The 20944-nt window shown below is 36.6% G+C and carries 22 protein-coding genes; 14 read left to right on the top strand and 8 right to left on the bottom strand.

Going from position 1 to position 20944, the window contains the following annotated elements; genetic code table 11:
- The first annotated feature begins 61 nt into the window (after window positions 1-61).
- Window positions 62-454 (top strand): DUF1573 domain-containing protein, encoded by a 393-nt coding sequence (locus tag ACSHW7_RS10375; protein WP_435679284.1) that lies wholly within the window; start codon window positions 62-64, stop codon window positions 452-454.
- 90 nt (window positions 455-544) lie between these two features.
- Here the strand turns inward: ACSHW7_RS10375 and ACSHW7_RS10380 are convergent, their stop codons facing one another.
- From ACSHW7_RS10380 to ACSHW7_RS10390, 3 genes are all read right to left on the bottom strand, one after another.
- Window positions 545-775, bottom strand: a complete 231-nt coding sequence (locus ACSHW7_RS10380; protein WP_435679285.1) for a hypothetical protein — start codon at window positions 773-775, stop codon at window positions 545-547.
- 44 nt (window positions 776-819) lie between these two features.
- Window positions 820-1080, bottom strand: coding sequence for a hypothetical protein (locus ACSHW7_RS10385; RefSeq protein WP_435679286.1), 261 nt, complete (start codon window positions 1078-1080; stop codon window positions 820-822).
- Window positions 1081-1245: 165 nt separating this feature from the next.
- Window positions 1246-2499: an aspartyl protease family protein gene (locus ACSHW7_RS10390; protein ID WP_435679287.1), complete on the bottom strand. Its 1254-nt coding sequence runs from the start codon at window positions 2497-2499 to the stop codon at window positions 1246-1248.
- Between the two features lie 198 nt (window positions 2500-2697).
- On the opposite strand from ACSHW7_RS10390, the gene ACSHW7_RS10395 reads away from it, so the two are divergent.
- The 5 genes from ACSHW7_RS10395 (at window position 2698) to ACSHW7_RS10415 (ending at window position 9124) form a co-directional block, all read left to right on the top strand.
- Entirely contained in the window at window positions 2698-3888 is a 1191-nt protein-coding gene (locus ACSHW7_RS10395; protein ID WP_435679288.1) for a pyridoxal phosphate-dependent aminotransferase, read from the top strand.
- Window positions 3888-4898: a UDP-N-acetylmuramate dehydrogenase gene (murB, locus tag ACSHW7_RS10400; RefSeq protein WP_435679289.1), complete on the top strand. Its 1011-nt coding sequence runs from the start codon at window positions 3888-3890 to the stop codon at window positions 4896-4898. Before ACSHW7_RS10395 ends, murB begins: the two co-directional genes overlap by 1 nt.
- Before the next feature lie 209 nt (window positions 4899-5107).
- Window positions 5108-5617, top strand: a complete 510-nt coding sequence (locus ACSHW7_RS10405; protein WP_435679290.1) for an RNA polymerase sigma factor — start codon at window positions 5108-5110, stop codon at window positions 5615-5617.
- A gap of 53 nt (window positions 5618-5670) precedes the next feature.
- Complete coding sequence (locus tag ACSHW7_RS10410) at window positions 5671-6576, top strand: FecR family protein (RefSeq protein WP_435679291.1); 906 nt, start codon at window positions 5671-5673, stop codon at window positions 6574-6576.
- Complete coding sequence (locus tag ACSHW7_RS10415; RefSeq protein WP_435679292.1) at window positions 6545-9124, top strand: TonB-dependent receptor plug domain-containing protein; 2580 nt, start codon at window positions 6545-6547, stop codon at window positions 9122-9124. The genes ACSHW7_RS10410 and ACSHW7_RS10415 overlap by 32 nt, the downstream gene beginning before the upstream one ends.
- Window positions 9125-9159: 35 nt before the next feature.
- On the opposite strand, the gene argS is transcribed toward ACSHW7_RS10415, so the two are convergent.
- Window positions 9160-10932 (bottom strand): arginine--tRNA ligase, encoded by a 1773-nt coding sequence (gene argS / locus ACSHW7_RS10420; RefSeq protein ID WP_435679293.1) that lies wholly within the window; start codon window positions 10930-10932, stop codon window positions 9160-9162.
- A gap of 83 nt (window positions 10933-11015) precedes the next feature.
- Here argS and ACSHW7_RS10425 point away from each other — a divergent pair, with 83 nt between their 5' ends.
- Entirely contained in the window at window positions 11016-11621 is a 606-nt protein-coding gene (locus tag ACSHW7_RS10425; RefSeq protein WP_435679294.1) for a DUF2652 domain-containing protein, read from the top strand.
- A gap of 12 nt (window positions 11622-11633) precedes the next feature.
- On the top strand, window positions 11634-12065 hold the full coding sequence (locus ACSHW7_RS10430) for a hypothetical protein (protein ID WP_435679295.1): 432 nt from the start codon (window positions 11634-11636) through the stop codon (window positions 12063-12065).
- A gap of 15 nt (window positions 12066-12080) precedes the next feature.
- Here ACSHW7_RS10430 and ACSHW7_RS10435 read toward each other — a convergent pair whose 3' ends face one another.
- Complete coding sequence (locus tag ACSHW7_RS10435) at window positions 12081-12287, bottom strand: hypothetical protein (protein WP_435679296.1); 207 nt, start codon at window positions 12285-12287, stop codon at window positions 12081-12083.
- A gap of 138 nt (window positions 12288-12425) precedes the next feature.
- Between ACSHW7_RS10435 and ACSHW7_RS10440 the strand changes: the two genes are divergently transcribed.
- Window positions 12426-13850 (top strand): SDR family oxidoreductase, encoded by a 1425-nt coding sequence (locus tag ACSHW7_RS10440; RefSeq protein WP_435679297.1) that lies wholly within the window; start codon window positions 12426-12428, stop codon window positions 13848-13850.
- Window positions 13851-13869: 19 nt separating this feature from the next.
- Here the strand turns inward: ACSHW7_RS10440 and ctlX are convergent, their stop codons facing one another.
- Window positions 13870-14811, bottom strand: a complete 942-nt coding sequence (gene ctlX / locus ACSHW7_RS10445; protein ID WP_435679298.1) for a citrulline utilization hydrolase CtlX — start codon at window positions 14809-14811, stop codon at window positions 13870-13872.
- Between the two features lie 171 nt (window positions 14812-14982).
- On the opposite strand from ctlX, the gene ACSHW7_RS10450 reads away from it, so the two are divergent.
- The 5 genes from ACSHW7_RS10450 to ACSHW7_RS10470 all read left to right on the top strand — a co-directional run bounded on the left by ACSHW7_RS10450 (window position 14983) and on the right by ACSHW7_RS10470 (window position 18599).
- Window positions 14983-15456 (top strand): DinB family protein, encoded by a 474-nt coding sequence (locus tag ACSHW7_RS10450; RefSeq protein WP_435679299.1) that lies wholly within the window; start codon window positions 14983-14985, stop codon window positions 15454-15456.
- Window positions 15457-15550: 94 nt separating this feature from the next.
- Window positions 15551-15994 (top strand): thioredoxin family protein, encoded by a 444-nt coding sequence (locus ACSHW7_RS10455; RefSeq protein ID WP_435679300.1) that lies wholly within the window; start codon window positions 15551-15553, stop codon window positions 15992-15994.
- A 104-nt stretch (window positions 15995-16098) separates the two neighbouring features.
- Window positions 16099-17076, top strand: a complete 978-nt coding sequence (locus ACSHW7_RS10460) for an FAD:protein FMN transferase (RefSeq protein ID WP_435679301.1) — start codon at window positions 16099-16101, stop codon at window positions 17074-17076.
- Between the two features lies 1 nt (window position 17077).
- Window positions 17078-17299, top strand: a complete 222-nt coding sequence (locus tag ACSHW7_RS10465) for a DUF4266 domain-containing protein (RefSeq protein ID WP_435679302.1) — start codon at window positions 17078-17080, stop codon at window positions 17297-17299.
- Window positions 17300-17390: 91 nt separating this feature from the next.
- The gene (locus ACSHW7_RS10470; protein ID WP_435679524.1) at window positions 17391-18599 is read left to right on the top strand and encodes a DUF3570 domain-containing protein; all 1209 of its coding nucleotides are present in this window, start codon (window positions 17391-17393) and stop codon (window positions 18597-18599) included.
- A 25-nt stretch (window positions 18600-18624) separates the two neighbouring features.
- Here ACSHW7_RS10470 and ACSHW7_RS10475 read toward each other — a convergent pair whose 3' ends face one another.
- The gene (locus ACSHW7_RS10475; protein ID WP_435679303.1) at window positions 18625-19539 is read right to left on the bottom strand and encodes a dimethylarginine dimethylaminohydrolase family protein; all 915 of its coding nucleotides are present in this window, start codon (window positions 19537-19539) and stop codon (window positions 18625-18627) included.
- A 64-nt stretch (window positions 19540-19603) separates the two neighbouring features.
- Window positions 19604-20890: a citrate synthase gene (locus tag ACSHW7_RS10480; RefSeq protein ID WP_435679304.1), complete on the bottom strand. Its 1287-nt coding sequence runs from the start codon at window positions 20888-20890 to the stop codon at window positions 19604-19606.
- Between the last annotated feature and the right edge of the window lie 54 nt (window positions 20891-20944).

A 20944-nucleotide genomic window follows, 5' to 3' on the forward strand; every position in this document is an offset into this window, starting at 1 on the left:
ACTTATTTTGCAAAATATTGTAAAGTTACCTACATTAGCAATCAATTAAAAGATAAAAATTATGAAAAAATTAGTCTTAATAGCTGTAATAGCATTAGTAAGTTTTGCCGCAAATGCGCAAGCAAAAATCACTTTTAAAAGTGACACCGTAGATTACGGAGAAATCGCGAAAGGAAGTGATGGAGTTCGTGTTTTTGAATTTACAAATACAGGTGATGCACCTTTAATTGTAAGTGATGTAAAATCTAGCTGCGGCTGTACAGTACCTAAAAAGCCAGAAGGTCCAGTTGCTGCTGGTGCTTCAGGAAAAATTGAGGTTAAATACGACACAAACAGAGTAGGTCCTATTAGAAAGACCGTAACGGTTTACTCAAATGCTGACGAACCTATCAAAGCTCTTAAAATTAAAGGAGAGGTATTGAAGGACGCTAGCGTACTTGAAAAGACAAAATAAATCTTTAGGCATTCGCCGAAATTACAATATCAAAAAATCCCGAGTTATTTTTATATGTCTCGGGATTTTTATTTTGCCAAATTTTATAGTCTAATCCATCAACTTTAAATAACCACCATTCTCAAATTTGATGAATTCGATGCCTTTCTCTGGAGTGTACACAATTTGTTCCACGCCATGTGCATCATCGACTATACATGCATTAAATACATATACATTTTCAAATAAAAAACCGTTATATTCATAATCTGTAGTAAAAATCTCACTATCAAAATTTAAACAAACAAGCTTCAAATCTACCCCTCCGTTTTGTTTTGTCATATTTACTCTCAATAGCGAGTTTTCAAGAGACCCTATTGATGTTGCTACTGAAAGATTGATTGATTCAAAATTAGCTTATAATTTATAAATTCTGTAATATAACTGGGGCATTGATTATCTATACCATTTTCTTGAAAACCCTCAACTCTAGGATTAATTGTCGCTGTTACATTCGTACCACTCTCGTTTGTATATTGAGCCGTGATTGTATTATCCACTTGAATAAAATTTCGCCCTTCTTCTGTAAGCATATATGTCGCTAAATCATCATCATTGCACCCACAACTAAAGACGGTAATAATCAATGACAACACTATTTTTTTTTAATATCCAAAATATTGAAATAATTGATTAATCATTATTTTTTAAAATTTTTAAGAGACAAATCTATATCTATACAACATGGCTCCCTAACCAAAAATGTTAAATAAAAACAATACCTATCAAAAGTAGCACTATCCTTTAAAAACCTAGATAGATTTGGTTAATGTAAATTTTACCTCATTAAATAGACCATCTCTTTCAAATTCAATAGTAATCTTACGTCCTACTTTACTACTAAAAAGTGCTGTTAATTCATAAATTTTATATTTGTAGGCAAACTTGTCGTTTACTTTAACAATAGCATCTCCTTTTTGAAGTCCAGCTACTTGTGCGGGAGAACCCTCTCTCAAATCTGCCACTACAACTTTTGGTGCGGTAAACAACGAATAAATAGGGTCAATCATAACATTAACACTCCCTTTATTTCCACCGCTATTTGAATTTTGAATATTCATACTTTCACTACGAATATCCTGTAGTTCTTTAATCTGAACAGTCCCATCATATTCTAAGGTTAAACCACTCAAATTATAATTAAACGGTCGCTTAAATTGCGAATTTCTTTTGAGTTGCATTCGGTTATTTTGATAATCCATCACAACCGTAAAACGCTTTAAAATCTCACCTCCAATACTTCCCGCCCTATTTTTATACATACGCAACGAATCTTTTTTTGACACCTGCGGAAATGCAACAGTAACATCTATTAAATCAAAATCCCCAAGCGATAAACCATCAACCCGAGAGCGCTTTCCATAAATACTCCCGCTGATGCTCATCCCTAAAAAATCGTCAAAATAGTTCATCGGAAATGTCTCTATGTAATCATCTTCACCAAACAACCAAAGCGCATCGCTAGAACCTGAATCTATCAACAAAATAGATTCTTTTTCCAACGTAGCATTTAAAACATTCGCCTTTATATGAGGTTTACTCTTGAAAAATTCCAACTCAAATTCATCACATCTTCTACAATTTTTAAAGTTGAAATTTTCAGGATTATAAACTGTAATCCTTTTTGAATTGTAATTGGTTTTAACAACAAAGTTTTGATAAAAATCAGACCCAATGATACCGTGAATGGGAATACCCATTCGTTTTGAAAAATCAACCATTTCATTCAAAACAACATACACCGTATGCCTTTCGTCAATGGCATTACCAATTTTTATAATATTCCCACTGCTTTTAATAGCATCTATTTCAGTTTCATTTCCTAAACCCTTTATTTTAATTGGGACTACTCCTTTCAACGAAATCGAATCTGCCGCGGTAATACCAAAAAGAATGGTATTATTTACCCCCGTATCTAACAAGAAAGATAACTCCACGCCATTTAATGCTACAGGGACAACCACTAAATTATTGATCAATTGAAATTTAATTTTATCTTTCTTCAAGTTGTTATTTAGAGCAAATCCTTTTTGAGAAAAACAAAGAAAACCCTGAACTATAAAAATATAGCAGAGCAGAAATTTTAAATATTTGTAAAAGACGTGTTTCACATTTTCAAGGTAGAAAAAAAATGATAAAAACGATTTCCGAAGCACCCATTATTATTCAATAATTTTGCAACTTTGTTACAAACAAAATAAGACATGCCATCTATCTCAACAAAGGGTGCTAACATGCCCGAATCGCCCATTAGAAAACTTGTTTCCTTTGCCGAAAAAGCATACAAGGCCAACAAAAAAGTGTACCATTTAAACATTGGGCAACCCGATATTAAATCGCCACAAATTGCTATGGACGCAGTGGCATCGCACCATTTAGAGATTTTGGCATATACACGCTCCGAAGGTTCAGAACCTTACAGAGAAAAAATCGCAGCCTATTACCAGCGCAATAACATCATGGTAAATGCAGATGAGTTAATCGTAACCACCGGAGGAAGCGAAGCATTACTTTTCGCAATGGGAAGCATTGCAGATGTGGGCGACGAAATCATTATCCCAGAACCATTTTATGCAAATTATAACGGTTTTGCAACGGCGAGCGGGGTAACGATTGTTCCCGTAATTTCAAAAATTGAAGACAACTTTGCCTTGCCACCAATTTCAGAATTTGAAAAACTGATAACCCCTAGAACCAAGGCAATTTTGATTTGTAATCCAGGAAATCCCACCGGTTATCTCTACTCACAAGAAGAGATTGAAACACTTGCGAAAATTGTAAAAAAACACGACTTATTTTTGGTTGCAGACGAAGTGTACAGAGAATTTGCGTATGATAACTTGAAACACTTTTCAATTTTAGAAGCAAAGGGTATTGATGAAAACGCAATTATTATTGACTCCGTTTCCAAGCGTTATAGCATGTGCGGGGCGCGTATTGGGTGCTTGGTTTCAAAAAACAAAGAGGTGATGAAAACTGCATTAAAGTTTGCGCAGGCACGATTGAGTCCTCCCACTTTTGCACAGATTGCAAGTGAGGCAGCATTAGAAACGCCGCAAAGTTATTTTGACGACGTAATCACAGAATACAAAGGTAGACGCGACATACTTATTGAAAAACTAGAAGAAATTCCTGGCGTACAAGTGGGACATCCTAAAGGGGCTTTTTACTGTATTGCACAATTGCCAATAAAAAACAGTGATGCTTTTGCACAATGGTTACTTGAAGAATTTGACTTGGATGGAGAAACAATTATGGTAGCACCCGCAGCCGGATTTTATTCAAGTCCGGGAGTGGGATTAAACCAAATTAGAATCGCCTACGTGCTCAACAAAGAAAGCCTTATTAGATCTGTTGAAATTTTAAAGGCAGCACTTAAAGAATACAAAGATTAATGACTATTGAGCAAAATGTTTCTTTAAAAAATTACAACACTTTTGGTATTGAAAGTACTGCGGAATATTTTGTTTCGGTAACGTCTGTTGCGGAATTAAAAGAAGTGCTTCCTACGAATGAAAAGGAGCTTTTTATTCTTGGTGGTGGCAGCAATATGTTGTTGACAAAAGATATAAAAGGGCTCGTACTTCACCTCAACCTTAAAGGAATTGAAGTTCAAAAACAAAACAATGACCACGTTGAAATCACTTGTATGGCAGGTGAAAACTGGCACGAATTTGTTTTATATTGTATCGATAAAAATTATGGCGGATTAGAAAATCTGTCGCTCATTCCCGGTAACGTTGGCACTTCTCCCATTCAAAATATTGGAGCTTATGGCGTTGAATTAAAAGACACTTTTGTGCGTTGCAACGCAGTTGAAATTGCAACGGGAAAAGAACACACGTTTACAAATGCAGCGTGTGATTTTGGGTACCGAACTTCTATTTTTAAAACTTCGGAAAAGGGAAAGTTTATCATTACTAGCGTTACCTTTTCACTTACTACTAAAAATCACGACCATTCAGTTTCGTATGGAGCAATCAAAGACGAATTGGCAAAACAGCACATTTCAGCTGCTACCATAAAAGATATTAGCAATGCCGTAATAGCTATTCGAAAATCAAAATTGCCAGATCCAGCGGAGCTAGGAAATAGCGGAAGTTTTTTTAAAAATCCCGTCGTAGATGCCGAAACGTTTAGAAATTTTAAAATCAAATTTCCAGAAGCTCCTTATTATGAAGTGACAAATACCACATTTAAAATTCCAGCAGGTTGGCTCATTGAGCAAGCCGGATTTAAGGGAAAAAGATTTGGAGATGCAGGAGTTCATAAAAATCAAGCACTTGTTTTAGTGAACTACGGAAATGCAACAGGCAAAGAAATCTGGGATGTAGCGATGAAAATTCAAAAAAAGGTTCGAAAAGATTTTGGCATTTTCATTGAACCCGAGGTCAATATTTTTTGATTCAAACGTATTTGGATTTTCCACTAAAACGGAGTGATTTCTTAAAATTTGCGCAAGAAAAAACCCGTCCTCAAATTGAAAACGGGCTCCTCTTCATAGCACTCTTTTTGGAAGTTAACAATAACCTTCCACATATATAACAATCCAAATACCATTTTACCACCTTGCTAATTTGTTTATTTTTTGCCTAGTTTTACATCGCTATAAATATGGAAAAGAAAAACTCAATTTGTGACGAAAAGACCTATGAGGCGGTGTACAAGGAACATTCGCAATCATTGCGCAATTTCATGTTTTTTAAAACCAAGGACACAGCGTCCTCTTACGATTTGGTGCAAGAAGCATTTATTAAACTGTGGGACAACTGCGGAAAAGTGACTCCAGAAAAAGCCAAGTCGTTTCTTTTTACAGTAGCCAACAATCTGTTTTTAAACACAGTTGCGCACAAAAAAGTACGCTATACCTACGCAAATAGTGTTACCGAATCTTCGGACAAGCAAACACCCGAATTTTTATTAGAGGAAAAACAATTTGGTAAAAAATTACAAAACGCTTTAGATAATTTAACCGAAATTCAACGAACGGCATTTTTAATGAGCCGTGTTGAAGGAAAAAAATACCGAGAGATTGCCGAAATTTTGGACATTTCTCCAAAAGCCGCGGGAAAAAGAGTGCTTGATGCACTAGAAAATTTAAGGAACACAATTGAAAATATTTAACGCTTGAGGTGGTAATTTAAATCCTCAATTGTTATACCCATAGAGATAACAAAATGGAAAACAGCGACATACTCGAAAAATGGTTGAACGGTGACCTATCACCTAAAGAATTGGAAGCTTTTAATGCTAATCCAGACTTTGCCATATACCGCAAAATTGACCGCGAAGTACAAAAAATTGAGCTACCTTCTCACGACGTAGCCACAGGATTCAATGATTTACTGAAACGAAAAGGGACAGCCAAAAAAGAAGTAAAAGTTTTTAGACTTTCGAATATGCTGAAAATTGCTGCGATTTTAACGTTGTTAATAATGTCATATATATTTGTTTCAAATATTCCTTCCACCGTCACCGCGCCAATGGCAAAGACCGAACAGGTTTTTCTTCCAGATAATTCTAGAATTACATTAAATAATGATGCTTCCATTAGTTATAAAAAATACGGTTGGGCTTTTGACCGAAATGTAACTCTCGAAGGAGAAGCATTTTTTGAAGTCGCTAAAGGAAAGAAGTTTACAGTGACCACGCCACAAGGAATCGTTACTGTTTTAGGGACTAAATTTAATGTAAGCACAAAAAACAATACATTATCAGTAAGTTGTTTTGAAGGAAAAGTGAGTGCTACATCACGCGGAAAAACCGTAATCGTTAAAAAAGGAGATACATTTATTTTTAGTGATGAATCAATATCCAAGTATATTCTTTACACAGCACACCCCACGTGGGTTTTTAACGAAAGTAGCTTTACAGATGTTGATTTTATCAATGTTATCATGGCAATTGAAAACCAATATGGGATTACTATAAAAACCGAAAATATTAATGTAGATTTACGCTATACGGGTACTTTCACGCATACCAATCTTGAAGATGCACTCCGCACCGTGACGGTCCCTTTAAATCTTTCGTATCGAAAAGACTCAAAGAATGGCGTTACAATATATGACAGCAGAAAATAAGCTAGGCCGAAATTTATTTCACCTACTATTTTTGCTGTGTTTCATTGTACAGAGTAGCGCACAAACATATAACAAAATTGAATTTACCGAAGCGCTTTCAATTTTAGAAAATACGTTTAGCGTAAAATTTTCTTTCAACAGCGCACTTGCAAAACGATTGCAGGTTGAGCCTCCGTCCCTCAATCAAACGTTAGAAGTTACTTTAAACAAGTATTCCAGTGATTATCAAGTCACATTTCAGAATATAGACGAACGCTATATTGCCGTTACGTTTCCTGTTATGAATGTTTCTATATGTGCCACAATCATTGACACAAAGACAGGAACACCCGTTAAAAATACCACTATTTTTTCCACCACCTCACAATTTGAAGCTGATGAAGGCGGTACATTTTCAATTGCTGAAATAGAACAAACCGAAACCCTTCAAATATATAATGACGATATTTTTCTACTATCGATTTCAGTTTTAGAAATTTTAGAAAAGAATAAAGATTGTCCACCTATCTTCGTCTCAACAGATATAAATTATCTTTCCACCGTTACGCTACAAAGCTACCTTGTAAGGGGTATTTCGAAAAATACTGAAGGAAGCATTAAAATTAAAAACAGAGATTTTGAAATTCTTCCAAGTCTTGTAGAGCCTGATGTGCTTCAAATCGCACAAGCATTGCCTGGTGTTGAAAGCTATGACGAAACAGCTTCAAACATCAATGTACGCGGTGGAGCCACCGATGAGTTACTTATTTTATGGAATGATATACGCATGTATCAAACGGGGCACTTTTTTGGTCTCATTTCAGCATTTAATCCTAATTTGATTGACAATGTAATTATATATAAAAATGGTACGCATCCTCGCTATAATGAAGGTGTTTCTGGATTGTTGAACATGCAGTCTTTGAGCGATATTACAGAAGAAGTTGACGGAGGCGTGGGTGTAAATTTAAGTAGTGTAAACCTGTTTGCGAGAATGCCACTGTCTGAAAGCTTTGCGATTGATGTTTCGGGGCGGACTTCCATAAATAGCGGTGTGGGCAATCCTATCTACAAATCTTTTTTTCAGCGTACTTTTCAGAATACCGAAGTAACAAATTTGAGCACAAACACCTCTTTCGGAATTAGAAACACTAATCAAAATTTTAATTTCTACGATATTAGTATTGGTGCTATTTGGGATATTTCAAAAAAAGATAAATTGCGCTACAATTTTATGACCATCAATAACAAACTCGCTTTTACCGAACGTTTAATTGCCGTAGACAGCTCAACCGCTACTTTTAATGAATTACGACAACGGACGCTCGTAGGTGGTTTTGACTATGATAGAACTTGGAATTCAAAATTAAAAACACGAGTACTTTATAGCGCAAGTACTTATGTATTTGATGGAGAGAATAGAGAAAATGAATTCTTGACAGAGGCAACACAAAGAACTGAAGTAAGAGAAAGGCAAGCAAGATTTGACGCCACTTATAAAATAAATAGCACTCTAAATTTGCAAGGAGGATACCAATATACCGATACCGAAATAAGAAACAATCAAGTAACTGCAGGAAGTTCAATTCCAATTTCAAATGCGGTTAATAGCATTACGAATGCCTATTACCTCAACGGAATTTTAAATCTATTCAATAAAAAAACTGTTGTAACGCTTGGAGGACGTTTAACAAATTTCAGCAATCTTGAAAACCAAATTGAGCCAAGAATTAACATCAATCATCAACTGCAAAAACAGTGGAATATCTTTTTGGCTGCGGAAGAAAAAAGCCAGCACATTCTGCAATTTATCGCGAGAGAAAATCAATTGCTCGGCATTGAAAGCAAGCAATGGGCTATCGCAAATGGTGAGGATGTGCCGTTGCTAAAAAGCCAACAGATTTCGATGGGAACAGATTATACGATTAACGGATATACGTTGAGTGCAGAAGGTTTCTATAAAACAGTGGATGGTATCAACACTAAAAATTTAGGATTTAGAAATCAATTGCAAGACGCGAATGCTGTAGGGAGTTACAATGCTAAGGGAGTTGAAATTTCAGTAGCAAAGAGCACCGAGCGTTTTACTAGTTCGTTGAGCTATAGCTACCTTGACAATATGTATGAATTTAATGAGCTGAGTCCGAGAAATTTCCGAAGTAATTTTGACGTCACGCACACCGCCAGTTTTGCCGCGACTTATAAATGGCAAAACTTTAAATTGGCCGCGGGGGCTAATTATCATTCGGGACTTCCATTTACCACTCCCCTAAGTACGAATGCCATCATTGAAGTGGACGGTGAACCCCAAATTGAATACAACGCACCAAATAACGCAACGCTCGATCCTTATTTTAGAGCAAATGTTTCGGCGCTATATGATTTTAAAATAGATGAAACCTTTAGGGGAAAAGTGAATTTAGCACTGTTGAATATTTTTGACACCAAAAATGCCTTAGACTCTTATTTCGAAATTGCAACCGATGCCAACGGAAACAACATCATCAATAGAGTGGATCAATTTTCATTGGGCTTTACTCCTAATATTTCTTTTCAGTTGTTTTTTTGAAACCTTATTCAGATTCCATAAAATTTAAAACAGGATTACATTCTATTTGGAACGGTAATTCCCAATAAAGAAAAAGCAGTTTTTATAACATCGCCCACAGCCGAGCAAAGTGCAATTCTAAATTCTTTTTCAACCTCAGAAGTAGCTGCAAAAATGGGCACGTTTTGATAAAACGAATTAAACTCTTTTACCAAATCGTATGTGTAATTTGCAATTAACGCCGGACTATAATTTGATGCTGCTTGCTGAATGGTCTCAGGAAACAATTGAAGTGTTTTCAAAACATCTTTCTCTTTTGGCTCTAAAGCAATATTGCTGAAATCTGAAATTTTTTCAACTTCCGCTTTGCGTAAAATGGATTGAATTCTGGCATACGTATATTGAATAAAAGGCCCTGTGTTTCCTTGAAAATCTACACTCTCTTCTGGGTTAAAGAGAATTCGTTTTTTAGGATCTACTTTTAAGATGTAGTATTTTAAAGCTCCCAACCCTATGGTATTATAAAGCTCGGTTTTTTCTTCTTGACTGAAATCGTCTATCTTACCTAACTCTTCACTTATTTGGCCAGCAGTTTTTGCCATTGATGCAATCAAATCGTCTGCATCGACCACAGTACCTTCTCGACTTTTCATTTTTCCGCTAGGTAAATCTACCATACCATAACTCAAATGAAACAGATTTTCTGCCCACTTAAATCCTAACTTTTTAAGGATCAAAAACAGCACCTGAAAATGATAATCCTGTTCATTTCCCACGGTATAAATCATTCCGTTGATGTCTGGAAAATCCTTAACCCGCTGTATTGCCGTTCCTATATCTTGTGTCATATAAACAGCCGTCCCATCACTACGCAATACAATTTTTTCGTCAAGGCCTTCCTCTGTCAAATCACACCACACAGAACCATCTTCTTTCTGTTTAAAAACACCGCTCGCGAGTCCTTCTTTGATAAATTCTTTTCCTAGTAAATAAGTGTCACTTTCATAATAATTTTTATCAAAATCAACACCAATTGCCTCATAGGTTGCATCAAATCCATCATACACCCAGCCGTTCATTGTCTTCCACAAATTCACAACTTCTGCATCTCCAGCTTCCCACTGTTGAAGCATTTGCTGTGCTTCAATTAATAATGGAGCTTTTGCTTTTGCTTCTTCTTCGGTTTTCCCTTCGGAAATTTGCTGTGCTATTTCTTTTTTGTATTCTTTATCAAACTTTACGTAATAATTACCCACTAATTTATCTCCTTTTAAACCTGAAGATTGTGGAGTTTCTCCATTTCCGAAGCTTTTCCAAGCCAGCATACTTTTACAGATATGAATGCCTCGGTCATTGATTATTTGGGTTTTGTATACTTTTTTTCCAGCTGCTTTTAAAATTTCGGCAACGGAATAACCTAAAAGTACGTTTCGCACATGACCCAAGTGCAAGGGTTTGTTGGTGTTGGGCGACGCATACTCCACCATCATTGCATCTGCGGTAGTGGGTAGTGTTCCAAAGGTTGAGAAGTCAGTTACATTTCCGAAGAAATCCAAATAATATCCATCGCTCAATACAACGTTCAAAAATCCCTTTACCACATTAAATTTTGAAACCTCAGTTACATTGTCAACAAGGTATTGCCCAATAGTCTCCCCTATTTGCACAGGATTTCCCTTTACTGTTCGCAACATAGGAAAAATAACCACGGTAATATCTCCTTCAAAATCCTTGCGGGTTGCTTGAAATTCAACCGTTTCCAACGCTGCACCGTAACTTGCTTTAACAGCATCCTTAACTTTGGCAGATAGGGTTTCTTGTAATGACATAGTGTAAAAATTTGCGTGCAAAGATAGCCATTTTAACGCTTATTAAATTGTGGTGTTGTATCTTTAAGTTTCAAATTTAAAACATGGAATCAAGCCCAACTTTACTATGCATACCAGATATAAGTGGTTTTACCGAATATATGCGGAATGCAAATTTTGAAATCAGCTCACAAGTAATTCCTGCGCTGCTCAATGAGATTATCTACAGTAATGAATTAAATCTCAAAGTATCAGAGATTGAGGGCGATGCTGTTTTGTTTTTTCGTCGAGGAGAGCTCCCTAATCTGTCTGACCTCATCAATCAGTGTAAACTTTTTTATACGCAGTTTTATGAGCGAATGAATACACTATTTGAAAAATATAAACACGAAAATCTAGATGCAAATTTTCCGGAAATCTTAGGTCTTAAAATAGTCCTTCACTACGGAAAAGAAATAGGCATGGTACCTATTGGTACCCATATAAAATTGATGGGCGAAGATGTTATTACCGCACATAGACTCTTAAAAAACGATGTTCCCACAGATGAGTATTTGTTGATATCTGATGATTTATTGAGCCATTACAAAAAACAAAAAATTGAAGAAGAATTTGATTGGGCACAATTAAAATCTGGAGAACAAGAAATTGAACATTTGGGCACCTTAAAATACCATTATATCAATCTAAAACCCCTTTCCAAAAATTAAATTTAACTCCTTATGCTTTTAAACGTTTCCTATAATAATAAACAAGTTTCAAATAAAATTGATACTGAAGTGGGCAAACCATTTACGCTACGAGAACGTTTTAAAATGAATGGAATAGGTTCTACAAAGCTTATTATTACTGAAACGAGCATTCAAATATCAAATCTATTAATGTTGGACAATAACCGTAATCAATGCAATATTGAAATGCGCCCCAACGGAATTATCGTGGGATTTAGGTCACTTCTAGAAAGCTATGCGCTGGTAATCCCCTATTACAAATTAGTCCTCTATAAAGGCAAAGCCGAAGAATATTCAATTTACAAAGACAATTATTTTATCAAAATTGAAGCGCGTCCCAAAGATAAAAGCATCCATAAATTTATACAGAAAGTGATGGATGCCAAGGCTAAAAATACACCTACACGTGTGGATGACATGTAAGTAATACAAATACCGTTACCGTCTATTCTTTAAAAAAGCACCAGCCACAAGCGCTACAACTCCCAGCCCAATCATACCAAGTGTTTGGTTGCTCAAACCTTCTTTCGCACTCACTTCTAATGGACCAATATCCAAAACCTCTTGAGGTACAAAAGCATTGTAAAGTCCAAGTACAATGAGAACAACTCCAACAATCATTAAAACTGTTTTTAAAACTTTCATAAGGGTGATTTTACGGTTAGCCTAAAGATACAGTTTACCCCTAAATAACAATGAGGTTTTTATTTCTGAAATTTTAATTTAAATAAAGTTTAACTTCTGTTACATATTCACTGCGTATCTTTAAACAAAACTACTACTTTGAAAATACTGCTCACCGGTGCCAATGGATATATAGGAATGCGATTGCTTCCGCTTTTGCTAGAACAAGGACATCAAATTATTTGTTCGGTTAGAGATGCCAACAGATTATCTGTCAATAAAGAAATGCGCTCAAAAATTGAAGTCGTTGAAATTGATTTTTTAAACGAGCCCGATTTAAACATACTACCCAAAAATATTGACGCTGCGTATTATCTAATCCACAGCATGAGCAGCTCGACGGATGATTTTGATGAAATGGAAGCATTGTCCGTTAAAAATTTCAACACCTACCTTAATAACACCAATTGCAAACAAGTAATATATTTAGGCGGAATTGTAAATGAAGGAAACCTTTCAAAACATTTGTGGAGCCGTAAAAATGTGGAAGACATTTTATACGAAGGAAATGCAAAATTAACCGTACTACGCGCCGCCATCATTGTAGGAAGCGGTAGCGCCTCTTTTGAAATAATTAGAGATCTCTGCGAAAAACTGCCGGTTATGGTAACGCCGCGTTGGGTAAAAACAAGATGCCAACCTATTGCCATAAGAGATGTCCTAACATATTTAACTGGCGTATTAGGAAATGAGGCTTGCTATGATGACTCCTTTGACATTGGAGGACCCGATATTCTTTCGTATAAAGAAATGATGTTGCAATATTCTAAATTTAGAGAGATTAATCTCTCTATTGTAACGCTGCCATTTCTATCCCCAAAACTTTCATCGTACTGGTTATATTTTGTAACCTCAACATCTTATAAATTAGCACTCAACTTAGTAGATAGCATGAAGATTGAAGTCATCACCAAAGACACTCGACTTCAAGAAATGCTCAATGTAAAACCTATTTCGTATGTCAAAGCGATTGAGTTGGCATTTAAAAAAATCAAACAAAACCAAGTGGTTTCAAGTTGGAAGGACTCCATGGTAAGTGGACGTTTCCACAGCGATTTAAAAAAATATGTGGAAGTCCCTGATGAAGGTTGTGTAAAAGACAAGCAAAAAATAAAGCTTGAAAACCCGGAAAAAGCTTTAGAAAATATCTGGTCCATTGGTGGCGAAAAAGGATGGTATTATGCAAACTGGCTTTGGAAAATACGCGGCTATATGGATAAACTATTTGGTGGCGTTGGCTTGAGAAGGGGTCGCACACACTTGAATCAACTTTATGAAGGAGATTCATTAGATTTTTGGCGTGTTATTCTGGCCGATAAAGAAGAAAAACGATTGTTGCTCTTTGCTGAAATGAAAGTCCCCGGAGAAGCTTGGCTAGAATTTGAAATTGACGAACACAATGTGTTGCATCAAACCGCCACATTCAGACCTCGCGGGTTGTGGGGAAGATTGTATTGGTATTCAATGCTACCTTTCCACTACTTTATATTTGGTGGAATGATATCGAGGATTGCAGGAAAATAAACTTTATTTCGGTAAAATTTTAAACTACTTTTAAAGCTTTTGGAAGAAAAACTTCAGCCATCATGCAACGAGCGCTTCCACCCCCACACGTTTCAATAGTAGTTAAATCACTACTCAAAATTTTGCAGTGTTTTTGAATCGCTTTTACTTGGTCACTCGTTAAGCTTGTTCTTGCAGCCTCGCTCATCACCATATACTTATGGTCTTTCCCTTTAACTTGCAACATATTCCCAGCAAAATGGTGCATTTGCTCTTCGGTGATGGCGATGATTTCTTTTTTGGTTTCTTTTAAATGTTTGATGACATTTTTCTTTTCGTGTTTGTCATCAATTGTGTCAAGACAGATAATGGCAAAATTTTCAGCAAGTGCCATCATTACGTTTGTATGATAAATGGGCAATCGTTGTCCTTTTACGGTTTGGTTTGCCGTAAATATAACCGGGTCGCATTCAAAATCTTCACAAAATTCAATCACCAATTCCTCATCCGCGCGCGGCGAAATAGCACAATATACTTTACTTGCTACTCTATCCAAAAGCAAACTACCTGTTCCCTCTAAAAAATAACCTTCATCTTCAGCAACCGTGTAATCCATAAATCCCTCCACTAAAAAACCTTCGTTTTCTAGGCGAGTTATCACTTCTTCTCGTCTTTCTCTACGGCGGTTTTCAGCAAACATAGGATACAATGCAACAATTCCGTCTTTATGAAAACTTACCCAGTTATTAGGAAAAATTGAATCTGGGGTGTCCATTTTTAAATCGTCATTTTCAACGATTACATTCACTCCCACACCGCGCAACTTTTCAACAAATGCGTCAAACTCTGCTTGTGCTTTAGCATTGATTTCACTATTGCGCATTTCAAGGTCTTCTTGAAAATAATTATTCACGGCAGTTTCTTCGTTCATTCTAAACGCCACCGGGCGAATCATCAAGATGGTATCAGTAATTTGTGACATAGCAAAACCGCAAGTTGCAGTGAAATTTAAGGAATTAATTTTCGGCAAAAATACTTCTTTTTTACATGTAGATTGCTACAAATTTTTCAATGTTGATATGTTTCATTTTCGGTTCATTTCTGAAATCAAACTAACCCAAAAATGCTATATTTATTCCACCAAATTTAAACTATGAAACTTTCTCTAGCGTTAGCGAAACATTTTCAAGATGTAAATACGGGTGGTAATTGGACTTCGGTCAACCTCAAAGAAGTCTTGACCGGCGTGACTTGGGAACAGGCAACGCAAAAAGTAGCAAACCTCAACACCATGTACACACTCGTTTTTCACCTTAATTATTACGTTGAGCTGCAATTGCGCGTACTACGCGGCGGGCCTATTACTGGCGATGATAAGCAAAGTTTTGAGCATCCGCCCATGACCTCTCAAAAGCAATGGGAAGAATTTTTAACTAATGTATTCGGAAATGTTAGCGCCATGGCTACTGCTGTTGCTTCATTAAAAGACAAGCAGTTGGAAGAAAATTTTGCCAATACAGAAAAATACGGAAGCTACTACCGAAACATTCAAGGCCTGATTGAACACCATCATTATCATTTAGGGCAGATTGTTTTACTGAAGAAAATGATTGCTTCTGTAAATTGAATTTTTATATGGTACACAAATTGATTAATAATAAAGGCATAAATACAATATGCAACAACTTTAATAGTTAACCCTAATAATACAAACACCTAAAATGAAAACACTCTTAACAATACTCGCTCTCATCGCTTTCACTTTCACATCTTCTGCCCAAGAATGGCTGACAGATATGGACCAAGCACAAGCCATCGCAAAAAAAACAGATAAAGCAATTGTCCTCGTTTTTCAAGGTAGCGATTGGTGTGCGCCGTGCATTAGGCTGGACAAAGAAATTTTCCAGTCTGAAAGCTTTAAACTTTACGCCAAAGACCACTTTGTAATGGTCAAGGCAGACTTTCCAAGAAAAAAAGTGAACAAACTGAACGATGAACAAACAGCTCACAATGAAGCTCTTGCCGAAGAATACAACAAACGTGGCATTTTCCCACTCGTGGTTGTAATGGATCAGTTTGGAAAAGTCTTGGGCGAGAACGGCTATCACAAAACCTCTCCCAACAAGTATATTTTAGAGTTGGAAGCTTTTGCAAGCGAGAAATAGATTTAATAATTTAAAATCTGTTCAATTATTTTTTTGGTAAGAGGTTTCGACTGCACTCACCCAGATAATTCAACAAAATTAATTCTAAAACAAGCATTCATTTTTTGAAACCACTAATTTACATTCTCACATTTCTTTGCTTGACAAATGTCAATGCACAACAAATTTTTAAAAAATCACTTTCTTTAATGGGGAGTGATTTTGATATTACAGTGGTCGCTAACGATAAAGCTCAAGGAGACGAGTTTATCGATTTGGCTATCGCCGAAATTTCTAGAATTGAAAGACGTATTTCTTCATGGGACCCTAATTCAGAAACTTCAAGCGTCAATAGAAACGCAGGGATTACACCCGTTAAAATTTCCGAAGAACTTTTTAATCTTATTGAAAGGAGTATCAAAATCAGCACCATTACTGACGGAGCATTTGATATTACATATGCCTCGATGGACCGCATTTGGAAATTTGACGGCAGCATGAAAACAATGCCTTCCGAAGAAGATATCATGGCCTCAGTTTCAAAAGTGGGATACAAAAATATTGTTTTGGATAAAGACAATAGCACTGCATTTCTCAAAAACTCTGGTATGAAAATGGGGTTTGGTGCCATAGGAAAAGGCTACGCTGCAGACAAAGCAAAGGAGTTATTGCAAAAAAAAGGTGTTATTGCCGGAATCATCAACGCATCGGGCGATATGAATACATGGGGAAATCAGCCTAACGGCAAGCCTTGGCTAGTGGCGATTACAAATCCTATGAATAAAAATAAAGCGTTTGCACTTTTGCCCATAAAAGGAGCCGTGGTTACTAGTGGTAACTATGAAAAATACATTACTTTTAACAATACGCGTTATTCGCACATCATTGACCCACGAACGGGATATCCCGCAAGCGGTATTGTTAGTGCCACAGTTTTTGCACCACAAGCCGAACTTGCTGATGCGCTGGCAACTTCAATTTTTGTGATGGGACCAGAAATTGGAATGGACCGAATCTCACAATTAAAAGGAATTGAGTGTATTATCATTAAAGATGACGGAACAATTATTAGTTCAAAAGGAATTACTCTAAAAACAAATTAAAATGAAATCACTAGGTAGATTAGTAGTACTTGTAGTTATTTTTGGCTTCAGTTTTACGTCTTGTGTTGTTGTAAAAGAATACGAGAAAGTGAATATCAACGATCCAGATATGGCGTTGAGTGACAAACCAGTTATGCGTGCAGAAAGTACTGCACATTCTTATAGGGAAGCAGCCGTAGGCGCCAATGGTGGAAAGACCGGTGGTGGTTGTGGTTGTAATTAAAAGTAATTGAAGTCATTTTCTAATAGTTAAATCTTACATATTGAAAACAAAAATCTCCCTCGCTATCATTGCAATAGTTTGTATTACTACAATGAGTGCTCAAGATAGTATTCCATCCTATAAAAAACGTGTCCTTGAAACTACAGAAATTGACTTTTTAGCGAGCTACTATGCACAAGATGGAGACAATGCCGCAGTAACAGGAGGACGCGGTACTGAAGAGTTAACAGATGCTGTAGGTGGTTTTATTGTGTCTATTCCTTTAAACGATGATGACGTGCTAGCGATTGATGCGAGCGTTTCGGCATATACCTCGGCTTCTTCCAGTAATGTGGATGCTTTTGATGGTGATTTTGCAGATCCGTTTGTTGCTTCCTCTGGAGCTTCCGGTAGTGATTTATGGGCCAACGGAACTTTTAGTTACGCACATAGCAGTGATGACCGTAATAGTATTTGGGGAACTAAAGTTTCGGTGTCGTCTGAATATGATTATTTCTCGTTTGGTTTCGGCGGAAATTATACACGCCTTTTCAATGAAAAAAACACCGAAGTATCCATTAATGCAAATGTGTATCTCGATAAATGGAAAAGAATCTATCCGGAAGAATTACGCTTTGACATAGAAAATGTAACCGAATTTGAAGACCTTGACCCATTACTTACAGACAAACGGAATTCATATTCGCTGGGATTAGGCTTTTCACAAATCCTTTCAAAAAATGCGCAGGCATCCCTATCTTTAGACCTCGTGCAACAGGACGGATTACTTTCTACTCCTTTTCAACGTATCTATTTTGCTGACCGACCCGATATCTTTGCTGAAAATTTTCAGCTTGCTGATGATATTGAGCGATTGCCCGATAGCCGTTTTAAAATTGCCGTTGGTGGACGACTCAATTATTTCATCAATGAAATCTTTGTTCTCCGTTCCTATTATCGTTATTATACAGACGACTGGGGCGTTGATTCGCATACCGCGAGTCTTGAAATACCAATAAAAATTGCTTCAAAATTCACGGTGTATCCTTCGTATCGTTTTTACAATCAAACAGCATCCGACTATTTTTACGAGTACAACACTGCATTATCGACTGACGAGTTTTACACAAGCGACTACGATTTGTCAAAATATATAGCGCACCAATATGGTGTGGGCGTAACGTACACCGATATTTTTACAAAATTGCATATCGCAAAATTTGGATTAAAGAGTATTGACTTAAAATTCAATCAATACCAAAGAGACAGCGGGCTTCATTATTTTATGGTTGCCAGCGGATTTAAATTCGTTATGGATTAAAAGCTTCGGAAATTTAAAACCTACTCTAATCTCGTATCAACGGCATCGTAGTACAACGCAGCAAACCTTCTTGTTTTGAGATTTCGGCATAAGGCACTTCTTCAACAGTGAAACCTTCTGAACGCAACCAGGTGTTCAATCGCGTAAAGTTCTTTTCTGAAATAATGACATCTTCTGAAATGGAGAATATATTACTATTCATGTGGTACATTTCGCGTTTGTCTATGTGAAAGCAATTGTCATTTCCGAAGAAATCTACGAGCCATTGATATTCACTTTCTACAGTAAAGCCTTCCTTGTGAATGATACACTTTCCCTTCCCGATAGGTTGGAAACAACAATCCAAATGTAGCGCATTGTCCTCAGCAATTGTATTCGATTTATTGAGTGAAAAAGACTTTACTTTTTTGTGAGGAAACAAAGATTGTAAATGCTTTACCGCCTGCATATTTGTACGCGCTGTGATGTAACTTGGGTAGTCATCGCCATAATACGTGCCAACAAAAATATAATCCCCGTATGGCATTACATCGCCACCTTCAATATGGGCGTGCTCTGGGAATTCAATGATTTTAGTGGGGTCTATTTTTGATATTACATGATGGAGTGCATCAATTTCGCGTGATCTATCTTCGAGTATGTTTGCTTTGATAAATTTGTCCTCGATAACGAATGCGATATCTCGAGAAAATATTTGATTATAATCTTCAATAACCGTGGGGCGGTGAACTTTGACACCGTATTCTTCAAAAACAGCAGCGACAGATTCCATCTCTTTGACCATATCCTCTTCTTTAGGATAGGTACCTGCTTTTATATGCTCGGCACTTTTTGGGTCGTACGCATCTTTAAGTAAAGGCACGGGACCGTTACTTTTGGCTGTGCCTAAAACTACTTCGCGCAGTCTAGAAAATTCGTCGTTTACATTCAATTTTATCATAGTGACAAATATAAAAAAAGCACCTCAATTAGAGATGCTTTTAAAATTTCCGCTTTGCGAAATATTATCTTTTATCGACTGGTTTAAAAGGGCGATGCGTTTCGCCAGTATAAACTTGTCTTGGACGTCCTATTGGCTCTTTGTTAAGGCGCATTTCTCTCCATTGTGCAATCCAACCCGGCAAACGACCTAGGGCAAACATTGGTGTAAACATCTCAACTGGAATGCCCAATGCGCGATAAATGATACCTGAGTAGAAATCTACGTTAGGGTATAATTTTCTATCTACAAAGTAGCTATCTTCAAGTGCTTCTTTTTCAAGACCTTTTGCAATATCTAACACTGGATCATCAATACCTAAACTTGTTAAGACATCATCTGCTGCAACTTTAATGATTTTTGCACGTGGATCAAAGTTTTTATACACTCTGTGACCAAAGCCCATCAATCTAAAAGGATCATCCTTATCTTTTGCTTTCTCCATAAACTTATGCGTATCGCCACCATCTTCTTTGATGGCCTCAAGCATTTCAATTACCGCTTGATTTGCACCACCGTGAAGTGGTCCCCAAAGTGCTGCAATACCTGCCGAAATACTAACAAAAAGTCCTGCATGCGATGAGCCAACAATACGTACCGTAGATGTCGAGCAGTTTTGTTCATGATCTGCGTGTAAAATCAATAGCTTGTCTAGTGCTTCAACAACTTTTTTGTCAACCGAATATTCTCTATTAGGACGATGGAACATCATTTTGTGGAAGTTCTCTACATATCCTAAATTATTATTGCCGTAATCTAAAGGAAGTCCAGCACGCTTTCTGTGTGCCCAAGCCGTTAAAACTGGGAATTTACCCATTATCTTAACGATAGCATTGTACATTTCCTCTTCACTATCAACATTAACAGAAGATGGATTAAAAGCCACAAGTGCTGAAGTCAACGAAGATAAAACGCCCATAGGATGTGCCGACTTTGGAAAACCATCTAAGATTTTCTTTACGTCCTCATCAACATGAGATTGTTCTTTAATGTCTGCGTGAAATTTATCCAGCTGTGTTTTTGTTGGCAATTCACCAAAAATTAACAAATAAGCCACCTCAAGAAAATCTGCTTTCTCAGCAAGTTCCTCAATTGAATATCCTCTATATCGAAGAATTCCTTCTTCACCATTTAAGAAAGTAATTGCACTCTCACAAGAGCCTGTATTTTTGTAGCCAGGATCAATGGTGGTAACTCCTCCAGTGACACTCCTTAGGCTTTTAATATCAATTGCCGTTTCATTTTCAGTACCCGTAATTAAAGGGAATTCATATTTCTTGCCATCAATTTCTAATGTAGCGGTCTTTGCCATATATCTTTAACTTTTGTTTTTAATTTTTGCGAAATGCTAAATTACAAAATATCA

Source organism: Patiriisocius sp., assembly GCF_051252435.1.
Lineage (GTDB): Bacteria > Bacteroidota > Bacteroidia > Flavobacteriales > Flavobacteriaceae > Patiriisocius.

Coding starts and splice junctions, on each gene's coding strand:
- ACSHW7_RS10375 (WP_435679284.1), top strand. CDS start 62: ATGAAAAAATTAGTCTTAATAGCTGTAATAGCATTAGTAAGTTTTGCC.
- ACSHW7_RS10380 (WP_435679285.1), bottom strand. CDS start 775: ATGACAAAACAAAACGGAGGGGTAGATTTGAAGCTTGTTTGTTTAAAT.
- ACSHW7_RS10395 (WP_435679288.1), top strand. CDS start 2,698: ATGCCATCTATCTCAACAAAGGGTGCTAACATGCCCGAATCGCCCATT.
- murB (WP_435679289.1), top strand. CDS start 3,888: ATGACTATTGAGCAAAATGTTTCTTTAAAAAATTACAACACTTTTGGT.
- ACSHW7_RS10405 (WP_435679290.1), top strand. CDS start 5,108: ATGGAAAAGAAAAACTCAATTTGTGACGAAAAGACCTATGAGGCGGTG.
- ACSHW7_RS10410 (WP_435679291.1), top strand. CDS start 5,671: ATGGAAAACAGCGACATACTCGAAAAATGGTTGAACGGTGACCTATCA.
- ACSHW7_RS10415 (WP_435679292.1), top strand. CDS start 6,545: ATGGCGTTACAATATATGACAGCAGAAAATAAGCTAGGCCGAAATTTA.
- argS (WP_435679293.1), bottom strand. CDS start 10,932: ATGTCATTACAAGAAACCCTATCTGCCAAAGTTAAGGATGCTGTTAAA.
- ACSHW7_RS10425 (WP_435679294.1), top strand. CDS start 11,016: ATGGAATCAAGCCCAACTTTACTATGCATACCAGATATAAGTGGTTTT.
- ACSHW7_RS10430 (WP_435679295.1), top strand. CDS start 11,634: ATGCTTTTAAACGTTTCCTATAATAATAAACAAGTTTCAAATAAAATT.
- ACSHW7_RS10435 (WP_435679296.1), bottom strand. CDS start 12,287: ATGAAAGTTTTAAAAACAGTTTTAATGATTGTTGGAGTTGTTCTCATT.
- ctlX (WP_435679298.1), bottom strand. CDS start 14,811: ATGTCACAAATTACTGATACCATCTTGATGATTCGCCCGGTGGCGTTT.
- ACSHW7_RS10450 (WP_435679299.1), top strand. CDS start 14,983: ATGAAACTTTCTCTAGCGTTAGCGAAACATTTTCAAGATGTAAATACG.
- ACSHW7_RS10455 (WP_435679300.1), top strand. CDS start 15,551: ATGAAAACACTCTTAACAATACTCGCTCTCATCGCTTTCACTTTCACA.
- ACSHW7_RS10465 (WP_435679302.1), top strand. CDS start 17,078: ATGAAATCACTAGGTAGATTAGTAGTACTTGTAGTTATTTTTGGCTTC.
- ACSHW7_RS10470 (WP_435679524.1), top strand. CDS start 17,391: ATGAGTGCTCAAGATAGTATTCCATCCTATAAAAAACGTGTCCTTGAA.
- ACSHW7_RS10475 (WP_435679303.1), bottom strand. CDS start 19,539: ATGATAAAATTGAATGTAAACGACGAATTTTCTAGACTGCGCGAAGTA.
- ACSHW7_RS10480 (WP_435679304.1), bottom strand. CDS start 20,890: ATGGCAAAGACCGCTACATTAGAAATTGATGGCAAGAAATATGAATTC.